This is a genomic window from Corallococcus silvisoli (assembly GCF_009909145.1).
Classification (GTDB): domain Bacteria; phylum Myxococcota; class Myxococcia; order Myxococcales; family Myxococcaceae; genus Corallococcus; species Corallococcus silvisoli.
In genome coordinates this window covers 1-19,700 of the sequence record NZ_JAAAPJ010000022.1, presented here as the reverse complement: position 1 = coordinate 19,700, position 19,700 = coordinate 1, and the positions used below count along the sequence as shown (strand labels likewise).

13 protein-coding genes are annotated in these 19,700 nt (G+C 70.9%); 6 read left to right on the top strand and 7 right to left on the bottom strand.

All coding sequences use genetic code 11. From position 1 onward, the window contains the following. The first annotated feature begins 241 nt into the window (after window positions 1-241). Both GTY96_RS32745 and GTY96_RS32740 read left to right on the top strand, forming a co-directional pair. Window positions 242-478 (top strand): hypothetical protein, encoded by a 237-nt coding sequence (locus tag GTY96_RS32745; RefSeq protein WP_143908107.1) that lies wholly within the window; start codon window positions 242-244, stop codon window positions 476-478. A 179-nt stretch (window positions 479-657) separates the two neighbouring features. Continuing rightward, on the top strand, window positions 658-1,449 hold the full coding sequence (locus tag GTY96_RS32740) for an FRG domain-containing protein (protein ID WP_143908105.1): 792 nt from the start codon (window positions 658-660) through the stop codon (window positions 1,447-1,449). A 532-nt stretch (window positions 1,450-1,981) separates the two neighbouring features. On the opposite strand, the gene GTY96_RS32735 is transcribed toward GTY96_RS32740, so the two are convergent. Both GTY96_RS32735 and GTY96_RS32730 read right to left on the bottom strand, forming a co-directional pair. After that, entirely contained in the window at window positions 1,982-2,737 is a 756-nt protein-coding gene (locus tag GTY96_RS32735; protein ID WP_328701087.1) for a hypothetical protein, read from the bottom strand. 44 nt (window positions 2,738-2,781) lie between these two features. Continuing rightward, window positions 2,782-2,985, bottom strand: a complete 204-nt coding sequence (locus GTY96_RS32730) for a hypothetical protein (RefSeq protein ID WP_143908101.1) — start codon at window positions 2,983-2,985, stop codon at window positions 2,782-2,784. Window positions 2,986-3,395: 410 nt separating this feature from the next. On the opposite strand from GTY96_RS32730, the gene GTY96_RS32725 reads away from it, so the two are divergent. From GTY96_RS32725 to GTY96_RS32715, 3 genes are all read left to right on the top strand, one after another. After that, window positions 3,396-5,207 carry an acyl-CoA dehydrogenase gene (locus tag GTY96_RS32725; protein ID WP_161666754.1) on the top strand — a complete coding sequence of 604 codons (1,812 nt, stop codon included), beginning with the start codon at window positions 3,396-3,398 and terminating at the stop codon, window positions 5,205-5,207. 44 nt (window positions 5,208-5,251) lie between these two features. Continuing rightward, complete coding sequence (locus GTY96_RS32720; protein ID WP_143908098.1) at window positions 5,252-6,061, top strand: hypothetical protein; 810 nt, start codon at window positions 5,252-5,254, stop codon at window positions 6,059-6,061. 104 nt (window positions 6,062-6,165) lie between these two features. Continuing rightward, window positions 6,166-6,924 carry a PepSY domain-containing protein gene (locus tag GTY96_RS32715; protein ID WP_235686038.1) on the top strand — a complete coding sequence of 253 codons (759 nt, stop codon included), beginning with the start codon at window positions 6,166-6,168 and terminating at the stop codon, window positions 6,922-6,924. A gap of 121 nt (window positions 6,925-7,045) precedes the next feature. Here the strand turns inward: GTY96_RS32715 and GTY96_RS32710 are convergent, their stop codons facing one another. Next, on the bottom strand, window positions 7,046-9,262 hold the full coding sequence (locus tag GTY96_RS32710) for a M4 family metallopeptidase (RefSeq protein ID WP_161666753.1): 2,217 nt from the start codon (window positions 9,260-9,262) through the stop codon (window positions 7,046-7,048). A 240-nt stretch (window positions 9,263-9,502) separates the two neighbouring features. On the opposite strand from GTY96_RS32710, the gene GTY96_RS32705 reads away from it, so the two are divergent. Next, window positions 9,503-10,714 carry a DUF1615 domain-containing protein gene (locus tag GTY96_RS32705; protein ID WP_143908094.1) on the top strand — a complete coding sequence of 404 codons (1,212 nt, stop codon included), beginning with the start codon at window positions 9,503-9,505 and terminating at the stop codon, window positions 10,712-10,714. A 20-nt stretch (window positions 10,715-10,734) separates the two neighbouring features. On the opposite strand, the gene GTY96_RS32700 is transcribed toward GTY96_RS32705, so the two are convergent. The 4 genes from GTY96_RS32700 to GTY96_RS32685 form a co-directional block, all read right to left on the bottom strand. Further along, window positions 10,735-12,369 carry a fibronectin type III domain-containing protein gene (locus GTY96_RS32700; RefSeq protein ID WP_161666752.1) on the bottom strand — a complete coding sequence of 545 codons (1,635 nt, stop codon included), beginning with the start codon at window positions 12,367-12,369 and terminating at the stop codon, window positions 10,735-10,737. Between the two features lie 156 nt (window positions 12,370-12,525). After that, on the bottom strand, window positions 12,526-14,028 hold the full coding sequence (locus GTY96_RS32695; protein ID WP_161666801.1) for a M16 family metallopeptidase: 1,503 nt from the start codon (window positions 14,026-14,028) through the stop codon (window positions 12,526-12,528). A gap of 38 nt (window positions 14,029-14,066) precedes the next feature. Beyond that, window positions 14,067-15,467 carry a M16 family metallopeptidase gene (locus tag GTY96_RS32690; RefSeq protein ID WP_143908090.1) on the bottom strand — a complete coding sequence of 467 codons (1,401 nt, stop codon included), beginning with the start codon at window positions 15,465-15,467 and terminating at the stop codon, window positions 14,067-14,069. A gap of 111 nt (window positions 15,468-15,578) precedes the next feature. After that, window positions 15,579-19,490, bottom strand: coding sequence for a DEAD/DEAH box helicase (locus GTY96_RS32685; protein ID WP_161666751.1), 3,912 nt, complete (start codon window positions 19,488-19,490; stop codon window positions 15,579-15,581). Between the last annotated feature and the right edge of the window lie 210 nt (window positions 19,491-19,700).

The following is a 19,700-nucleotide window of genomic DNA, read 5'->3' as shown; positions in this document are numbered from 1 at the left end:
ACGGCCTGCCCGGCGGGTTGCTCCGCGTGAAGGCAGACACCCTGGCGGGGCGGGCCCGGGACGCCCGGCATCATTAGGCTGTGGTGCCTCCCAATGTCTCACACACCCACACGGTCTTCTGCTGGCAGCGATGAGACAGGGTGCAAGCGTTCAGTGCGCCGGCGTGGGAATGTCGGGAATGACGCGACGCACCGGTCAGTAGAGGAAGTCAGCACCCACGAGGGGGGCTAGAGAGAACCCAATGCCTTGTCCACAGCCGCGTCCCACCGAGTTCCATCTCCCGCTGCGGGCCGATACGTTCTCCATCGAGGAGCACCGCAATGTCCACTGCCGTTTCTACGGCGGATGCATCGACAAGGCGGTCCGCGAGGACTGGGAGAGCTTCACGTGCGCCAAGTGCCCCCTGTTCCAACAGGACAAGGCGCCGGGCGCCAGCTCCTATGCCTTCACCCAGCCGGCGGACTTCGGGCGTCCGTAGTCGTCGTGTGTTGAATGTTTGTGTTTGAGGTGGCCGGGCGTCCGGTCAGGCCCATGCCTCCCCGCTGGGGAAGTGAGCAGGCTTGAGGGACCCCGGCCCCCCGGTGTCCCCTCCCACGCTCCCGATGGTGCGTCCCTGGAGGACAGGGGCCACCTTGGCGGGGGGCGAGGGGACAGCGGATGCAGGAGCGTCGTGTCACATCCTGGTTGGAGTTGCAGGAGCTGTTGTTCGCGGGCTCGTGGAACGAGCCCCTGGGCCGGTTCCGGACGAGCTTCGTCTACCGAGGGGTTCCCGACGCGAAGCTGGACCTGACGGCGACGCTCAACCGCCAGGGGGCGTTCGTGCGGCAGGAGCGGGACCTGCTGCGGGCCTTCCGCAAGTACGCGCGGGGCGTGCCGGGCACGGAGCGGCTCACGTCCATCTGGGACTGGCTGGCGCTCGCGCAGCATCACGGGATGCCGACGCGGTTGTTGGACTGGACGTTCAGTCCATACGTGGCGCTGCACTTCATGACGGAGCGCCAGGACCTGTTGTCCGAGGACGGCGCCGTCTGGTGCGTGGACTACCACCGGACGAACGAGCAATTGCCCCAGCCGCTGCGTGAGCAGTTGCGGTTGGAGGGCGCGGACGTGTTCACCGGGGAGATGCTGGCGACGGTGGCGGTGGACCTGCCGACGTTCGACGGGCTGGCGGGGCATCCCTTCGTGTTGTTCTTCGAGCCGCCGTCCCTGGACGCGCGCATCGTGAACCAGTTCGCGTTGTTCTCGGTGATGAACGGGTCGGGGCTGAGCCTGAACGAGTTCCTGGGGCACCAGCACCTGGGGGTGCGGCGGCTCGTGGTGCCGGCGGCGCTCAAGTGGGAGGTCCGGGACAAGCTGGACCAGGCGAACATCACCGAGCGAGTCCTCTTCCCCGGCCTGGATGGCCTCAGCCGCTGGCTGCGCCGCTACTACGCTCCCCGTCCCCGGTAGGCACCACTGGAGGCACGGGAACCGTCGGCGGCTCTTGCGTGGATGGCGAGACGGGGGCGGCAGGGAGTGGCTGGGAGGTCGGGGGCGCGGGCTGCACCCGCGGAGGGACCGCGAAGGAAGCATCGCCCGCTGGGGGAGGAGCCTTGGCGACGACTTCTCCTTGAGGGGTGACCGCATAGGCATCCCAGGCATCCAGGACCCGGATGCGGGGCCCACCACAGCGCCGGAAGTCCTGGTGCACCGCCACGAAATACAATCCCTGGGTCGGCCCGGTGAAGACAGCGACGCCAAGACCCTGCTCCGGACCGGAGCATCCTTCGAACAGGGTGGGGTCGGTGTTCGTGCGGATGAACTCACGCACGGCCCCCGCGGCGGCCACAGCCGCCCCTGCCTCCATGGGCTGGCCCACGAGAATGGCGGATTCATCGTCTGGCCACTCGATGGGCGCCCGCCACGCCGGGGGCCTCGCGGCACAGCCCACGAGCATCACCGCGCATCCCGCTGCCAGACCCCTGACCATCGTCCATGCCCCTTATTCGCGCAGCAGCCGCAGCGGCCCATTCGTGCATCGGGGTGCCATCCCCAGATGACTTTGCGTCGGCGCGCAGATCCCCAAGAGGATCCACCCACGTCGGCGTTCACTCCATTGCTCGACCTCGCCCGTGGGAAAATAGCGCAGATAGACCCGGGTGCCGTCCATGCGTTCCGCGACAAGGGCGGATGCCATCTCGATGGCCAGCCCCTTGAACAAGGCAGGTGCGGGATTGCCTGGAACCAGGCGGACCACCGCCATGGCCGACAGCGGATCGAATGCATCGGTCGGCCACGCCAGGAGGTCCACCGACGAGGGTGGGCTTCCACAGGGGTGATTGTGGATGAATCCGACCACCCAGACCTGCGCAGGGGGATGGTCGTCGTCCACGACGTGAAGTGGCGCGGAGCAGCGATCGTGGCTTCCTCGGACCGGCTCGGAGACCCGCCAGGACAGGGCATCCCGGCTCCCCGTGACATAGACCGTCGCGCAGTACTCCGTGGACAACCCCTGGATGGGTCGCAGTGTCGCGGGATCGCAGGCCCGGGCACCGGGGCGCTTGAGGAGCGCTTCCGCCACGTCCCGCATCAGGTCGATGGGAATGGCACTGTCACCCGCTGGCATCTCGACCGCGGGAACCTCCGACCAGGGACCTCGGATGACTTTCGCCGCGGCCACGGTGGTCGGAGCCGGGCCCGAAGCCGCGCATCCCGCGAGCAGCGGCACCCACAGCCAGAAGGGCAGCGCGAATCGCACGGCGGCGCATCCTAGCGGAAGCGCCGCGGCCTCTCAGGCTCCCTTCACGCGTGCACGGGCTCGCCACCCATCGGGCCGGGACCGGACGTGTCGCGCTCCCGGCGCGCCGCGCGGTCCGCCGCTTCTTTCGCCCACCGCGCGTCATCCTTACGCGCGTTCTTGTGCGCCAACGCTCCGCCCATGACGACCCCGCCCAGCACCACCCCCATCACGACAATCCCCACCAACAACGCACCCATGATGACCATCGGGACCACCTCCACTCCCAACGGTGCGTCTCGCCTGCCCCTCCCGCAGGCCGTACCCGGCGGGGCCCTCGGAGCCTCGCCCCCCTGCCCGCCCCACCCCACCCGCGACTCCGGGGACCCCTCCTGGCAATGGACAGACACGGGACACACCTTCGTCCAAAGACCGCCGGGACTCCCGAAAATGGAGGTGCGTCAATGCAAGACACCGGCCTTGTTGTTGAGTGTGGCAAGCCCCCTGTCGCCCCCAATCCCCGAACCTGGAAGGGACAGCCCTCCCTGCCCATGCCCACCCCCGAGCCGCCCCGCCACGACGCCCCCTGCCCGGACGCACCACCGCCTCCGTCCGACGGTGAATGTCCACCCCACGACGACTTCGACGACGCCATCGCATCCTGGTAGGGAACCGGGGCATGAGCGTGCCCCGCCCCAACCCGCTGCTGTCGGACCGTGACGTGGAGTTCCAGCTCTATGAAGCGCTGGACACCGCGAGCCTCTGCGCGCTGCCTGCCTTCCAGGAGCACTCCCGCGACACCTTCGCGCTCCTCCTGGACAGCACCCGCCGCTTCGCCCGCGAGGTGCTCGCCCCCACCTACCGGCCCATGGACGCCGCCCCGCCCGTCTTCGAACACGGCCGCGTGCGCGTCCACCCGGCCATGCGCTCGCTCTACGCCGGCATGGTGGACCTGGGCCTGCTCACCGCCACCCGGCCCCCCGACGTCGGCGGCCAGCAGCTCCCCCTCACCGTGCACGCCGTGGCCAGCGCCTACCTCATGGCCGCCAACCTGAGCGCCTACGGCTACCTGGGCCTCACCCTGGGCGCCGCGCACCTGCTGGAAGTCTTTGGCACGCCCTTCCTGCGCGACACCTTCATGGCCCGGCTGTACCGCGGTGAGTGGACCGGCACCATGGCCCTCACCGAACCCCAGGCCGGCAGCAGCCTCGCGGACGTGAAGACGCGCGCCACGCCCGCGCCGGATGGCGGCTACCGCCTCCAGGGCTCGAAGATCTTCATCAGCGGCGGCGACCAGGACTTCACCGACAACATCGTCCACCTGACCCTCGCGCGCATCGAGGGCGCGGAGGGCGGCACGCGCGGCGTGTCCCTCTTCGCCGTGCCCGCGCGCAGGCCCCAGGCAGGAGCGCTGGTCCCCAACGACGTCCAGGTGGCCGGCGTCATCCACAAGATTGGCTGGCGCGGCCTGCCCAGCCTCGTCCTCAACTTCGGCGAAGCCAACGACTGCCACGGCTGGCTCGTGGGCCAGCCCGGGCGGGGCCTGGCCTGCATGTTCCAGATGATGAACGAGGCGCGCATCATGGTGGGCCTCAACGGCGTGTCCACCGCCGCCGTCGCCTACCAGGAGTCGCTCTCCTACGCGCGCGAGCGCCCCCAGGGCCGCCCCACCGGCATCCGCGACACCACGCGCGCCCAGTCCCCCATCATCGAACACGCGGACGTGCGGCGCATGCTGCTGCGCCAGAAGGCCATCGTGGAGGGCGGCCTGTCGCTGCTGCTCGCCACCTCCACCCAGGCGGACCTCGCGAACCACGCGCCAGGGGAGTCCACGCGCAAGCGCGCGCAGCTGCTGCTGGACCTGCTCACGCCCATCGCCAAGACGTTCCCGGCGGAGAAGGGTTTTGAATCCAACGCGCTCGCGCTCCAGATTCATGGCGGCTACGGCTACTCCAGCGAGTACCTGCCCGAAGCGTGGCTGCGCGACCAGAAGCTCAACACCATCCACGAGGGCACCACCGGCATCCAGGGCCTGGACCTGCTCGGCCGCAAGGCGGTGGCGGAGGGCGGCGCCGCGCTCCACGCGCTCGACCAGGAGGTGCGCGCCACCACCGGCCGCGCCCGGGCCGCGGGCGTGGACCCCACCTGGAGCGACGCGCTGGAGGACGCGCTCCAGCAGGTCAGCGCCCTCACCCTGGAGCTCGGCGCGCGGGGCATGGCGGGAGAGGTGGACGTGATGCTCCGCCACAGCACGGACTTCCTGGAGCTCTTCAGCGTGGTGGCCGTGGCGTGGCGCTGGCTCGCGCAGGCCGCCGCCGCGAAGGAGGGCCTCGCCCGCGCGCCCTCCAGCGAGGACACCGCCTTCTACGAGGGCAAGCTCGCCGCCGCGCAGTACTGGTTCGCCGTGGAGGTGCCGCGCGTGCCGCTCCTGGCCCACCTGTGCCGGACGGGCGAGGACTCGTACGCCCGCATGCACCCGGACTGGTTCTGACGGGAGGGCGGACGCCACGCCCGGCCTTCCGCCAGAATGCGCGCATGTCGGTCTCCTTCCACCTGTGCCAGCCCGGCGGGGGCGCCTCGTGCGGCGCCTGCTGCGGCCTCTACAACTTCCGCGACCACTCGCGCGAGGCGCTGACCCGGCGACTGGAGACGCAGACGGAGCGGCTCTCCCACGCGCCTCGCACCCTGGAGGCCTACGCGGAGGCCGCGCGAGAGCTGACCGCGAGCCGGGCCGCCCCCGCGCTCTTCCCCATCGTGAGGGTGTGTCCGCTGCTGGGCTTCCTGGACGCGGAGAAGCAGCGGGTGGGCTGCCTGGGCCATCCCTGGGTGACGGGCGGCGCGGACCTGCGCGACTGCGGTGTCTACCGCGCCACCACCTGCGAGACCTTCACCTGCCCGTCCTTTGGTTGGCTCACCGACGCGCAGGCGCGGCTGGTCCAGGCCGCGTGCGCGGACTGGTACCTCTACGGGCTGGTCATCACGGACGTGGAGTTCGTGCGCGGCTGCCTCAAGCTCCTCGAGTGGGAGTTGGGCGGCCCCGCCTCCCCGGAGCTCCTGAGAGAGCGCCCTGACTCGCTCGCCGCCATGCGCCGCCTCTTCGCCCTGAAGGAGACAGCCCCCGGCCGCGACGGGCAGGCCACCGTGTTCGGCCGCTTCACCCACGACACGGAAGGCGAACCCGTCCCGCGCTCGCTCGACTACGCCGCGCTGGGCACGCGCGCGGCCCCCGAGGACGACGTGGTGCTCTGTCTGGGCTACACGCCCGCCGGCGCCGCGGAGCTGATCGCCGCGCGGGCCCTGGTGCGCGACCACGTGCGCGCCGTGGCCGCCACCTTCTCCGCGTAGTCAGCCACGAGCCCCGCCTTTCCAGAAGGCAACACCCCTTCCAGACGCCGGACGCTTGCACCGGCGAGGGGCCGTCCGCAGGTTCGCCTGCGGGAGGGTGTCGGATGGGTGGACGGTGGAAGTGGATGGGGATGGTGGCGCTGTGCACGCTGGCCTCCGCGTGCCAGGGGGACAACAACGCGGACGCGGCGTCGCCGGCGATGATGCAGGCCCGGGACTCCGCGAACGGAGGACCGACGGTGCCCGTCATGCCCGCGCTCGCGCAGGGGGACAACCTCCGGCCCCAGGGCGGTGCGCCGCCGGACGCGAACGCCCAGGTGCCCCCGAACACGGCCCCCCCTCCCGGAGCGACACGCCCGCCAGCTCCCCGGGCGGCTGAGCCCACGCGCGGCACGACCGCGCAGGCGCCCGCGAACGCCCCCACGCGACAAGACCTCACCGCCCCGGGCAACGCGCCGCGGGCCCCGGACGCTCGACAGCCCGGGACGCAGGCCCCCTCCGAGGGCCGGGTGATGATTGGCGCCCAGGCCGTGCAGGCCCGCGACGACGAGGCCTGGTACGAGGGCGCGGCCAAGGCGGCGCAGGCGGCGGTGACGGACACGTCCGCGAACCGGCCACTGGAGCAGGTCATCATCGCGTCCAGCGCGGTGAGCGGCCGGGTGACCCACGTGGGCCGCGACAGCCTGCACGTGCGCGACGGCGATGGCACCGTGTACGAGCTCCAGCTCGACCCGCGCAGCCGGGGCCTCCACCAGGGCCAGCGCGTGTCCCTCCAGGAGCTCCAGGAGGGCACCCCGGTGCGCGCGCAGTTCGTCCTCATGGGCGGTCGCACCGTCGCGCGCGACGTGCAGGTGCGGCGCTAGCATCCCGGCGGCTTCGATGCCTGAAACGACGACACCCGGGAAGCCATGGAGGCTCCCCGGGTGCCTGTCTTCGTCCCGCGCTCCCCTCTCACGAGGGGAGCGGGGCGTGAAGCGGGTGTGGCTAGTAGATGGCCTTGAGCGTCACGCCCGAGTACGCCGAGTAGCCATTCAGCTTCACGTAGTACTTGCCCGCGGTCGTCTTGGTGAGCGTGCACGTCTCCGAGTTGCCAGCCGAGTACGGACGGCAGTCGTACGTGGAGGTCGTCGGCGAGGAGCCGAAGCGCACGTACAGGTCCGCGTCACCCGTGCCGCCAGAGATGGAGATGGAGACCGTCTTGTTCGCCGGCACATCCAGCGTGACCCACTCCGTGTTGAAGGAGCCCGAAGCGCCGGAGATGCCCGTCACCGGCACGTTGCTCTGGAGCACGTTGCCGCCGCCGCCGCCCGGAGCCGTGAAGCTGCCCTTCAGCGTCACGCCGGAGTAGGCGGCGTAGGCGTTGAGCATCACGTAGTAGGTGCCCGCCTGGATGTTGGTGATGGTGCACGTCTCCCCGTTGCCACTGACGTACGGACGGCAGTCGTAGGTGGACGCGTCCGGCGCGGCGCCGAAGCGCACGTACAGGTCGGCGTCACCCGTGCCACCGGAGATGGTGAACGTCAGCGCCGTGGCGCCCGCGGGAACGGCCAGCGAGTAGTACTTCTTGTTGCCCGCGCTGTCGCTCAGGCCCGTCACCGCCGTGCCGTTGGTCAGCGGGATGGAGGTCGGGGGCGGAACCGTCACGCCCACGCCCACCGCTTCCCACGCCGCCTTCACCGCGTCCTGCGTGGCCTGGTCGTAGCCCAGGTCCGCCGCCGCCTGGATGGTCCAGGCCTTGGCCTGCACGTACGTCGTGCTCGCCGTGTAGAGGTCGGTGTTGGCCTTGTACCAGATGCGGCCGGCCTTCTCGACGCCGATGGCCGGCACCTCGATGGTGGAGCGGCCGCGCGGGTGCTTGCCACCCTTGGAGAGCAGCGCGAACGCCAGGTTCGGGATGCCGGAGGTGTAGTGCACGTCCTGGCCGTTGTAGTTCGGCGCCCAGTCCAGCGACACGCCGTCCTTCGCCGGGTCATCCATGTAGCGCAGGGCGTCGTTCGGGATGTTCGGCGTCCAGACGTCCTCGCCCACCATCCAGACGTCCGCGGCGATGCTCCAGTCCTTGGACCAGCTCTCGCAGATGGCGCCGAACGTGTCGGACATCGCCTCGTTGAGGCCGCCGGACTGGCCGGAGTACGTCAGGTTGGACTCGTTCTCCGTCACCGCGTGGGTCAGCTCGTGGACGGTGACGTCCGCGTCCTTGCCCAGCTCGATGGAGTTCACGCCGTCGCCGTCGCCGTACACCATCTGGGTGCCGTCCCAGTAGGCGTTCACGTAGTTCTTGCTGTAGTGAACCGTGCTGATGAGCGTCTGGCCCGCGTTGTTGAGCGAGTCGCGGTTGAAGAGCGTCTTGTAGCAGTTGTAGGTGTAGCCCAGCATGTCGTAGTTCATGTCGACATGCGAGTCACCGATGGCCGCCTGGCCCTCGCTGCGCTTGAGCGTGCCCGGCGTGCTGGTGCCGTTGTTCGCGCTGTAGAGCTTGCGGTTGAGCGCGGAGTGGATCTGCGGAGCGCGCAGCACGATGGAGCCGTCCACCGCGCTCACGTACACGAGGTCACGCACCGGCATCAGGTTGCTCTCACCCGTGACCGTCACCTCGTACGCCAGACGCAGCGCGCCGTCCTCGGTGCGCACGTACACCAGCCGGGGCGCGCCCTCGGCCCCCAGGCCCGTGCCCACCGTCGCGCCCACCGCCGCCGCCTGCGCGGACTGGGCCGCGATGCGCGGCAGCGCGGAGACGGTCAGGCCGTCGCGCGCGGAGCCGTTGGCCCGGAACACCGTGCCGTCCGGCCGCACGTGCACGACCAGCTCGCCGCCAATCACCTGCAGGCCGTTCTTCGTCTGCGTGAAGCGCAGGTGCTGGTTGCCCTGCTCGTCGGTGTGCGCCTTGCGCAGCACCATGTCCTCCGCGTTCAGGCGGAAGGCCGGCGCCACGCCCGCGAGCGCATTCCGCCCGCCAGCCAGCGTGTTGACCTTCAGATCCATCCGGCCCAGCTCGCCACGGATGCTGTCGGGGATGCCGTCCGCGTGCACACCCAACACCTGGGCACCGCCGAGCGCGTTCAACGTGCTCTGGATGTCCTCGCCCGACTTCTCCTGCTCAGGCGCCTGCGTCTCGTCTCCCGTGGACCCCTGCGTACCGCACGCCGAAAGAGCCACGCCGAGCCATGCCGCGCCAATCGTCTTCAACAGTCGATGAGCCAACGCGATACCTCCATCAAGAAACAACGGGTGATACGTGACACACTTGAATTCATCAGGGCAACTACTTTTTGGGGAAAGTACGTTTTGCAGCTTTGTACAATCCCCCTGAACAAGCTCGCCTGCCATGGAATTCTCGCTAGGCGAAATTATCAACAATTCGGCTTATTCAGGTGCCTGCGGAGGAAACGGGAGTGGGCGCGGGATGTCTCAAAAAAATGTTTTCACCGGATGGAGCGCCGCATGCACCCGCAGGCTGACCTGAGGCGAAACGTCGGCCACCGGAGGATGTGGTGCCTGGGGCTGTTGCTGGCTGTCACGGCCTGTGCGTCGCGGGCGCCGGTGGCGGTGGCGGAGGTGCCGGCGCCGCCCACGTTGACGGTGGCGCAGGTGGCGCGGCTGCTGCCCCCGAAGGTGAAGGGCGCGGAGCGCGAGGGCTGGGCACGCGACGTGCTGGCGGCGCTGGACGCGGAGGCGATTCCGGCGTCCGGGCCCGTGGTGTGTCAGGTGCTGGCCATCATCGAACAGGAGTCGGGCTTCCAGGCGGACCCGGCGGTGCCGGGGCTCGCGAAGCTGGTGCGTCAGAAGCTGGACGGGACGGCGGGACGGTTGGGCCCCTTGGGGCGGCGGCTGCTGGACGAGGTGCTGTCGTCGAAGGCGAAGGGAGCGAAGCGCACCTTCGGGGCGCGGCTGGACGCGCTGCGCACCGAGCGGGACCTGGACCGGCTCTTCCGGGACATGCTGGCGTACTATGAGGAGGAGTACCCTGCGGCGTACGCGGCCGCGGACCTGGCCAGCTCCCTGTTCGGTCCATCGTCGTTCGCGGGACAGAACCCCGTCACCACCGCCGGCTCCATGCAGGTCAGCGTGCGGTACGCGCAAGAGAAGGCGGGCCCGGACGCGGACCCGGTGCAGGTGCGCGAGTCGCTCTACACGCGCGCGGGAGGCGTCCGGTACGGCACGTCACGGCTGCTGGGCTTCGAGGCCGCGTACGACGAACCGCTCTACCGGTTCGCGGACTACAACGGCGGTGTCTACAGCTCGCGCAACGCCGCCCTGCAAGCCCAGGTCAGCCAGCTCACCGGGGTCACCCTCGCGACGGATGGGGACTTGCAACTGTATGACAGGAATGGGCAGCCACGAAGCGAGGACAGTCAAAGCCTCAAGGCGCTGCTGCTCTTCCGCCAGCGCTACGCGCCGGACCTGAGCGAGCGGCGGGTGCGCCGGGACGTGGAGCAGGAGAAGACGGCGGACTTCGAGAAGACCGACACGTACCTCGCGGTGAAGCGCGCGTACGCGAAGCAGACGGGCGAGGCGCCCGCCTACGCCCAGCTCCCGCAGGTGCTGCTCAAGAGCGTGAAGCTGAGCGGCGAGCGCACCACCGCGTGGTTCGCGAAGTCGGTGGACGCGCGCTATCAGCAGTGCCTCGCCCGCCACCGCCAGGGCGCGCGGTAGCGGGCGGGCTCCCGCCGGGACTACGGCGTGGTGAAGGCAGCGCTGTACGTGTCCGCGCTGACGTTGGGCAGCAGCTCCGCGGTGATGTACGGGGCCCGCCAGGGCTCGTAGTTCGGAGAGCCATCCGCCGTCACCCGCGCGTAGTAGACGGTGCCCGGCAGCAGCAGGTTGGGCGGCAGCCGGACCTGCGTCCTGTCCCCAGGCACGTAGAAGCGCAGCGTCGGGTTCGCGTCGAAGGTGCCGACCAACTGGATGACGGACAGGACGTAGGCCTTGGGCGTCCCCTGGACCGGAGGCCGCCAGCTGAACACCGGCTGCGTGGTGCCCACCACGCGCGACGCGTAGGCATCCACCCCGTCGATGCGCAGCTCGCGGGGCGGCGAGATGGACGGTTGGAGGGGACCCGCGATGAGGTGGTCCAACCGGTCGATGACGTAGATGCCGCCGCTGGGGTAGTGGTTCCGGGTCCCCACGACGACCGGCGTCGCGGAGCGGAACGAATAGCCGACCGTGCCCACCACGCCCGAACTGGAGGGATAGGGATTGCCGTAGGCGAGCCGGCGCGCGATGACGCCGTCCTCACCGCGCGGCAGCGTCAGGGTGAGCAGCTCGCCTTGGTAGCCCACCCAGCCGTCCTGGTAGCCGAACGGCGCGGGCGACAGCGACAGCGAAGGCGTGCTGAGCGTCCCGGTGGGGTTCGCGTCCGTGCGCCAGCGGGTGAACTCCGACAGGCGCCACTCCATGGAGAACGGCTGCTGCGCGACGGGCTGCAAGGCGCCCGACAACGGCAGGGACGTGGTGCCGTCCGGCGTGAAGGAGAAGGCCGGCGGGTGCAGGCTGCTCACCACGGTGGAGTAGACCAGGGGCCCGCCGCTCGGGAGGGTGCCGGCCCCCACCGAATTGAGCTGGTTCACGTAGAGGCGGTCGCCCTTCGTGGCATCCAGCGCGGGCAGCCCGCGGCCGGAGCCGCTGTAGACCCAGGCCACCGGATCCTCGAGCGTCGTGGCCCCGGCCGTCGGGTACTCATTGGGGGAGAGCGGCGCGTACAGGTCCACGTCCGCGCTGGTGGCCTGGAGCGAGCTGCCCGGGTCGTAGGTGGACGTCCAGTCCTGCCAGGGCTCCAGGTGGGTGAAGGACAGGGACGCGGTCGACTCCATGATGGACGTGTAGACGGCGTCCGGACGGCCGATGCGGTTCAGCCCCAGGTCGAAGTGGCGCGCGCGCGTCAGGAAGTAGAGCCGGTTCGCGCGCAGGAAGTACTCGCCGTCCGGCACGTTGTCGAAGCGCATGCCCCCTGCCACCGGAGTACCCGTGCGCCGGTCGAAGTCGATGCCGTGGGGGATGAGGATCTCCAGGTCGCGGCCAGCCAGGCTCTCCGGGACCACCGTCACCCCAGCGCTGGAGTGGTAGCGGCTGTCAGCCGTCACCAGCACGGAGGTGTCGGGCGTGCCCGCGTCCCCCGCACCAGTGCCCGCGTCGGGTTCACCACAGCCGGGCAGGACGTCGTCCTGGGAGATGACCGCGGTCCCCTCCCGCGGCGTCAGCACCGGCAGCCCCGGGGGACTCCTCTCTTCGGAGGAGGGCGCTGCTTCCCCGCAGCCCAACCAGGCCGCGCAGGCGGGGACGAGCAACAACGACAAACGATGCATGGACATGATGGGCCCAGAGGACAAACACTGAATGACTGTCCGGTCCCGGCCCCGACCTGACACCCCTTCTATACTCGAAGGGGGTCAATTCATGTCTATATAGACTTCACTGTGAAGTCTATGTAGGCGGGTTTCAATCGCTATGCCTACCTCCGTCTGGCTTCACCGGGCGGGCGGCGGCGCGAATTGCTTGTCGGAGATTCTCATCTCCGTGACGGGGCCGTACTTACGGGCCACGTCGCGCAGGGCGTCCGCCTTGCCCAGGAGGACGAGGGTCAGGTCCTCGTTGGCGGGCAGGACGCGCTGGTTCACGGCGCGGACGCTGTCGCGGGTGGTGGCGGCCACGGCGCTCGCGAAGCCGTTCACGTCCTGCGCGTCCAGGCCGTAGAAGGCCAGCTCCGACAGCTTCATGGCCAGCTGCTCGCCCGTCTCCAGCGTGGGGGGAAACTGTCCCTGCACGTAGGCCTGGGCGGAGGTGAGCATGGCGTCATCCACGCCGTCCTGGCGGTAGCGCGCGAGCACCTCCAGCGCCAGGTCGATGGCGCGGCCCGTGGTGGCCGTCTGGGTATAGGACGTGAGGGTGACCGGGCCCGCCTGGAGGCCGGGGGCCAGGCTGGAGCGGGCGCCGTAGGTGAGGCCGGTCTTCACGCGCAGCTCGGTGTTGAGCAGCGAGGTGAAGCGCCCCCCCAGCACGGTGTTGGACAGCTCCGCCACGACGCGGTCCGGGTCGGTGCGGCGGATGCCGGTGTTGCCGATGGCGAAGTAGGTCTGGGTGGCGTCGGGCTTGTCCACCAGCAGCACGCGCCGGCCCTTCGTGGGCGCGGTGGCGGGCACGGCGGAGAGCGGCTGGCCCGCGGGAGCCCAGCCTCCCAGGGCGGCCTCCAGCTTCGCGCCGAGCGCCTTCGCGTCGAAGTCACCCACCACGGAGAGGATGAGCCGGTCCGCGCCCAGGTTCGCCTTCGCCCACCCGAGCACGTCGCTCCGGCCGATGGTGGGCAGCGACGCTTCACTGCCCAGCGGCGGCCGGCCGTAGGGGTGCGCGGGGAAGTGGAAGGCGTTGAAGTACACGCCGATGAGCATGCGCGGGTCGCCATCCTTGGCGGTGGCGATCTCCGACACGCGCAGCGCGCGGGCCTTCTCCAGCTCCTGCGCGTCGAAGCGCGGACGCATGAGCAGGTCCGACAGCAGCTCCACCATCAGCGCGGAGTCGCGAGCCAGGAAGCTGCCGTTGAGGAGCAGCGCCTCGCGGTTCGGCACGATCTCCAGCTCGCCGCCCACGCCGTCCACGGCCTCGGCGAACTGCTGGGCGTTGCGGGAGCCCGCGCCCTTCTGGAGCAGCTGGGCGGTGAGCGCGGCCAGGCCCTCCTTGCCGGCGGGGTCGGTGCTCGAACCTCCGCGGAGCCACGCGGAGAAGGCCACGAGCGGCAGGTCGTGCTTCTCCACGAGCAGCAGCCGCGCCCCGTTCTTCAGCGTGACGGTGGTCGTCTCGGGCAGCGTCACGCCCTTCGTCGGGGAAGGGGCCTCGGCGGGGGCCGGAGCTGGAGCCGCGGGGATGGAGGCGGCGGGCGCGGGGGGCTCGGCGGGCGCGGATGACCGGGTGGACGCGCAGCCGGAGGCGAGCAGCAGCGCGGCGAGCGCGGTGCGAAGACGGGTGGGCGCGCGCATCGCGTGGAGTCCTTGGGAGCGGAGGCGGAAGAAGGCGCTCATCGCGAGCCCTCCTTGGAGGCCGGCGTGGAGGAGGCGGTGGTGGGGACGAGCCAGCCCACCGTGCGGTGGTCGGAGTTGAAGATGCGGGCGGCCAGCTTGTGCACGCCTTCGAGCGTGACCTTCTCGTAGCGCGAGGGCGCGTCGAGCAGCGCCTTCCAGTCCCCTCGGAAGGTGGCGGCGCTGCCCAGCTCGCGGGCGCGGCCGTCGTTCGTCTCCAGCTTGCGCCAGAAGGCGGCCAGGGCGACGTTGCGCGCCTTGCGCAGCTCCGCGTCGGTGACGCCCTCTTTCGCCACGCGGGCCAGCTCCGCGGTGAGCAGCGCTTCGGTCTTCGCCAGGTCGCCGCCGGGCGGCAGGTCCACCAGGAACCACGCGAGCGACGGATCGAAGCCGCCGGAGGTGCTGCTCCGGACGCGGATGGCCACGCGCGCCTCGTCCACCAGCTTGCGGTGCAGGCGGGACGAGTCTCCCTGGGTGAGGATGAGGCCGAGGAGCTCCAGCGCCTCCGCGTCCGGATCATTGCCGGACAGGCCGTGGTAGACGACCTGGAGCAGCGGGGACTGGGCCAGCTTCTTCACGATGACGCGCCGCTCGCCCTGCTGTTCGGGCTCCTTCGTGCGCACGGGCTCCGGCGGGGGCTGGGCGGGGATGGTGCCCAGCGTGGCCTCCACCTGCTCGAAGAGGCGGGCGGGCTCCACGTCTCCGGCGATGACCAGCGTGGCGTTGTTGGGCGCGTAGTAGGTCTTGAAGTAGCGCTGGAGGTCCTCCATGCGCCAGGACTCGATGTCGGACGGCCAGCCGATGACGGGAATCTGGTACGGGTGCGCGACGAAGGCGGTGGCCTGCACCTGCTCCATCAGCGCGCCGGTGTTGTCATTGTCCACGGAGGAGCGGCGCTCGGAGTAGACGACGCCGCGCTCGGACTCGATGACCTTGGGGTCGAACGCGAGCGACTGGAGCCGGTCCTGCTCCAGGTCCAGGATGAGGGGCAGCGCGGAGGCGGGGAACCAGTCCAGGTAGACGGTGACGTCCTCGGAGGTGAAGGCGTTGTTGGCGCCGCCGTGGGCCTCCATCACGCGGTCGAACTCACCGGGGCCGTACTTCTTCGCGCCGTTGAACATCATGTGTTCGAAGAAGTGGGACAGGCCGGTGATGCCGGGCCGCTCGTTGCGGCTGCCCACGCGGAACCAGTTGGCCAGGGCCACGTTGGGGATGTCGTGGTCCGGCCAGACGACGACGGTGAGCCCGTTCTTCAGCGTGCGGGCCTGGATGCTGGCGCCCAGCTTCGCGACGGGGGTGGAGGCCGCGGCCTCCGGGGACGGCTGGGGGGCCTGGGCCCATGACTGGGACGCACCCAGCAGGGCCACGCAGGCGAACCACGACAACGGCGGACGGAACATCCTCGCTCCTGGAGAGAGACCCAAGCGGCGCCCGGGAACGGGCGGGAGCGCACCCTATTCCAGAAACGCCGCGCGGGTGTCCTCTCCGGGGAGCGTCAGGCGCGGGTCGCCTCAAGGCCCGTGGGTCCCGTCCCCGAAGCGCAGCAACCCCAACAACTGTTCGGGCGACAGCGCGGCGGCGCCATCCGCCTCCGACAGCAGGCTGTCGGCCAGGTCCCGCTTCTCCGCGTGGAGGGCGAGGATGGCCTCCTCGATGGTGCCCTCCGCGACGAAACGCGAAACGGTGACGGGGCGCGTCTGCCCGATGCGGTGGGCGCGGTCGGAGGCCTGGTCCTCCACGGCGGGGTTCCACCACGGGTCCAGGTGCAGCACGTGGTCCGCGGCGGTGAGGTTGAGGCCGGTGCCACCCGCCTTGAGTGAGATGAGGAAGAGCGCGCCCTCCCCTCGCTGGAAGGCCTCCACGCGGGCCTGCCGCTCCACGGCGGGCGTCTGTCCATCCAGGTACTGGAACGCGATGCCCCGGGACTCCAGCGCCTCGCGCACCAGCCCCAGGTGGCGCACGAACTGGCTGAAGACGAGCGCGCGGCCGCCCTCCGCCAACAGTTCGACCACCCGCTCCAGCACGCGCTCCAGCTTGGAGGAGGAGAGGCCCGTGTCTGGATCCACCAGCCGGGGATGGCATGCGGCCAGCCGGAGCCGTGCGAGCGCCGCCAGCAGTTCGAAGCGCGGATTCTTGTCCGGCGTCCCCCTGTCCAGCCGCGCCAGCGCCGCCAGCCGGACGTCGTCGTACAAGCGCCGCTCGGCGTCGGACAGGGTGACGGGCACCACCGTCTCCATGCGCGGGGGCAGCTCGCGCGCCACCTGGGCCTTGGTGCGGCGCAGGAGGAAGGGGCGCACCAGCCGAGCCAGGGACGCGCGGGCCTCCGGGTCCCGGTCGCGCTCGATGGGAACGGCGAACCGCGCGTGGAAGGACTCACGCCCGCCCAGCAGTCCCGGGAAGAGCAGGTCGTAGAGGCTCCACAGCTCCGACAGGCGGTTCTCCACCGGCGTACCGGTCAGGGCCACGCGGGCGTCGCTCTTCACGGTGCGCAGCGCGCGAGCCCGGGCGGTGTCCGGGTTCTTCACCGCCTGAGCCTCGTCCACCACCAGCGTGGCGAAGGTCACGGAGGCCAGCTTGCGGACGTCCCTGACCAGCAATCCGTAGCTGATGATCAACACGTCCCGAGGGCCCAGCAGGGATGGCAGGGCGCCCCGGTCCGCGTCCTGCCAGATGTGCACGCGCAGCGACGGGGCGAAGCGCGCGGCCTCGCGGGCCCAGTTGCCGCGCAGGGACGTAGGCGCCACCACCAGGGCGGGCCCGTCCGCCGCGCGGGCCAGCAGCAGGGCCAGCGCCTGGAGCGTCTTGCCCAGCCCCATGTCGTCCGCCAGGCACGCGCCCGCGCCCCATGAGGCCAGCCGGGCGAGCCACACGAAGCCCTCGCGCTGGTAGTCGCGCAGCTCCGCCTTCAGGCTCCGGGGCGCGCGCACCGTGCGCGCGTGGGCTTCGTGGATGCGCCGCGCCAGCCCGCGCCAATCCGGAGGCGCGTGGACGCGCACGCCGGCCTTCTCGAGCGTGTCCAGGACGGGCGCCGCCGCGGCGCTCACCTCCAGCCCCTGCCGCCCGGCATGCGCCATGTCCGCGAGCGGCGTCAGTTGCTCGCGCAGCGCCTCCGTGAGGCGCATCCAGCGTCCCTTTCCCAGCGGGATGTAGCGCTGGCGGCGGCGCACGGCGTCCAGCAGGAGCGCCAGCCCCACGCGGGCTCCATCCAGCTCCACGCCGCCCCTGGCGCCGAACCAGTCGCGCTCCCGCCGCACCTGGACCCGGAGGTTCGCGGTCTCCGGGCGCGTCACCGTCCACGCCTGCTCCGCCCACTCCACGCGCAGCTCGGGTCCCGCGAGCGGCTCCAGCGCCTCCAGCAGCGGGAGCGCGGCCTCCGCGGTGTCGCGAGTGAAGCGGTAGGCCCCTGGAGGCAATGACAGACGCTCGAGGAGCGCGTCCGCCCGGGCGCGCTCGGCGTCCAGGTCCCGTCGGACCATGACCCGCTCCCGGCCTCGCAGGCCACGCACCACGGGGGCCCCCTCGCCCACGGGCTGTGGACCGGCCTCCGGCAGCGGCCTCACGAGCAGCGAACCTTCCAGGGACGCGTCCCCCACCTCGCGCAGGCGCACCAGCAGGCCCGGCCAGGCCTCCACGGGGCGGGCCTCCAGGGCCGGTGGCAGCGCTACCGGGAAGGCCGCCTCCAGCGCGGAGAGGTGTCCCAGCAGCGCGTCGCGCTGGGAAGCGGCCACGTAGGTGCCGTGGAGCTTCAGCGACTTGAGCAGTGAGACGGCGTCCGGAGGAACGGACACCAGGGTGACGCTGGGAACACCGGGCTCCACGAGCAGCCAGGGTTGGGAGGCCCGAGGGCCCGCGGGCGGCGGTGTCAGGTCTTCCGCGGCCACGGGGCGTCCATCCACCGCCGGCCGCAGGCGCAGGGCCTGTCCGTCCGGCTCCAGCGCGAAGCCCAGGGGCGACTCCCGCACCCGCGCGGGCACGTCCGGGACGCTGGAGAGACGAAGGCTGGAGCTTCGGGAGAGCGTGCGCAGGGCCTGGAGGAGCAGGGCATAGGACGCGCTCGTCCCCTCGGCATCGCTCCCGAAGTGCAGAGAGCCCTGCCCCACCATGCCCTCCGCCTCGATGAGGGAGAAAGCCTGCCGCTCGTCCAATCCCTGGAGGGCCCGGAGCGCCTTGTCACGGTCGTACCAGGTGACGGCGCGACCTGGAGTCCACCCGCCCTTCTTCGCGGGCAGGTGCAGGTAGGCCTGGAGCCGCCAGCCACGCGGAGGTCCTGGCTCCAGCCTGAAAGTGACGAAGTCCTCCGTGCCAGCGGCCTCGCGAAGCGCGCGCCCCTGGAGGGACGTCTCCAGCGACGTCAGCAACTCGCGGCCCGGTGCTTCGAAGAGCAACTCCGACAGCTTCGTGGCGCGTGGGGTCTGCCGGAGTGACACCAGCAACTCCAGCACCGAGTCCACGGCGCTCAGGGCGTGGACACAGGAAGCCTCGTGGGCCTTGGGCGAGCATGGACAGGCCAGGCAGGCCCGCCCCTCCAGCAGGGCGCGAGGGTCGAGCACCACCTGCCCCCGCTCCTCTGAAGGGTCCCCCTGACGAGAAGAAGGGCTCCACGCCGCGAGCTCCGGCTCCCGCGCGAAAAGCCGCAAGGGGCTTTCCCCCAAGGTGGCGACAGGGGCAGGTGCCAGCAGCCGGGGCAGGGCTTGGGTCCGGAGGCGCGCGCGCAGGCGCAGGAGCGCCGCCTGCACGGGGGCGAGGCGTGCATCCGTGGGTGGGGACAGGGGCTTCGCGGCGGCTTCGAGCGCCAGCCCCCGTGAGACCCGCCCCGCCTCGTCGCGCACCCACCGCCATGCCGCTTCCGCGAGGGCCTCCTTTTCGGAGACCTTCAGGCTCCGCAGCTTCGAGCCGCCCTCCAGCGCGTCCACCACCGTGGCCTTGCGCAGGGCGTGGAGTCGATGGCGCGAGAGGAAGTCAGGTAACAGGGGCCCGAGCACTGCCACGGGCACGCTCCTCGCGCGGCCCACGTGGTGCTCCACGAGCCAGTCGTGAAGGGCTTCCGGCGTGGAGGGCCGTACGCGGACATCCGCCATTCGCGAGGAGGCGTGTGACGGCTGGCCCTGAAGTTGTGGGGCAACGGACTGGAGCCATGCGAGCCCGACCGCGACCGAATGCGCGCAGACGCCTTCGTCCCAGTACGCTTCGCATCCACAGTCCAGCAGCAACCCATCGGAATCGGGATCCACGCGGATGCCCGCGTCGAAGGAGCGCCGGCGTCCTTCGGACACGGTGCCCCGGATGGCATCCTCCGAGGGCGGCTGCAGTTTCACCGCATCCTGCGAGAGCCACGCCTGGGCCCGGTCGAACAAGGGCTCGCCCGCGAGGTCCCGGAGCGCCGCCAGCGTCAGCCTTGGGTGAAGTGGGGAGCGAGGACGCATGAACTCTGGAGACTACCCATCAGGTGGTCTTCCAACGAGCGTTGCGTCCAGGCCGCCCCGCCACCGCCCGCACGCTCGCGAGGGCACGGAGGGACCCGGCGTGCCCCCCTCCGTGGCCATCCTGCTGACGGCGCTAGGCCGTGTCTGATGGATGCAGGTGGCGCAGGTAGGAGAAGATGAGCGCCACCTGCACCAGGGCCAGGTAGTTGA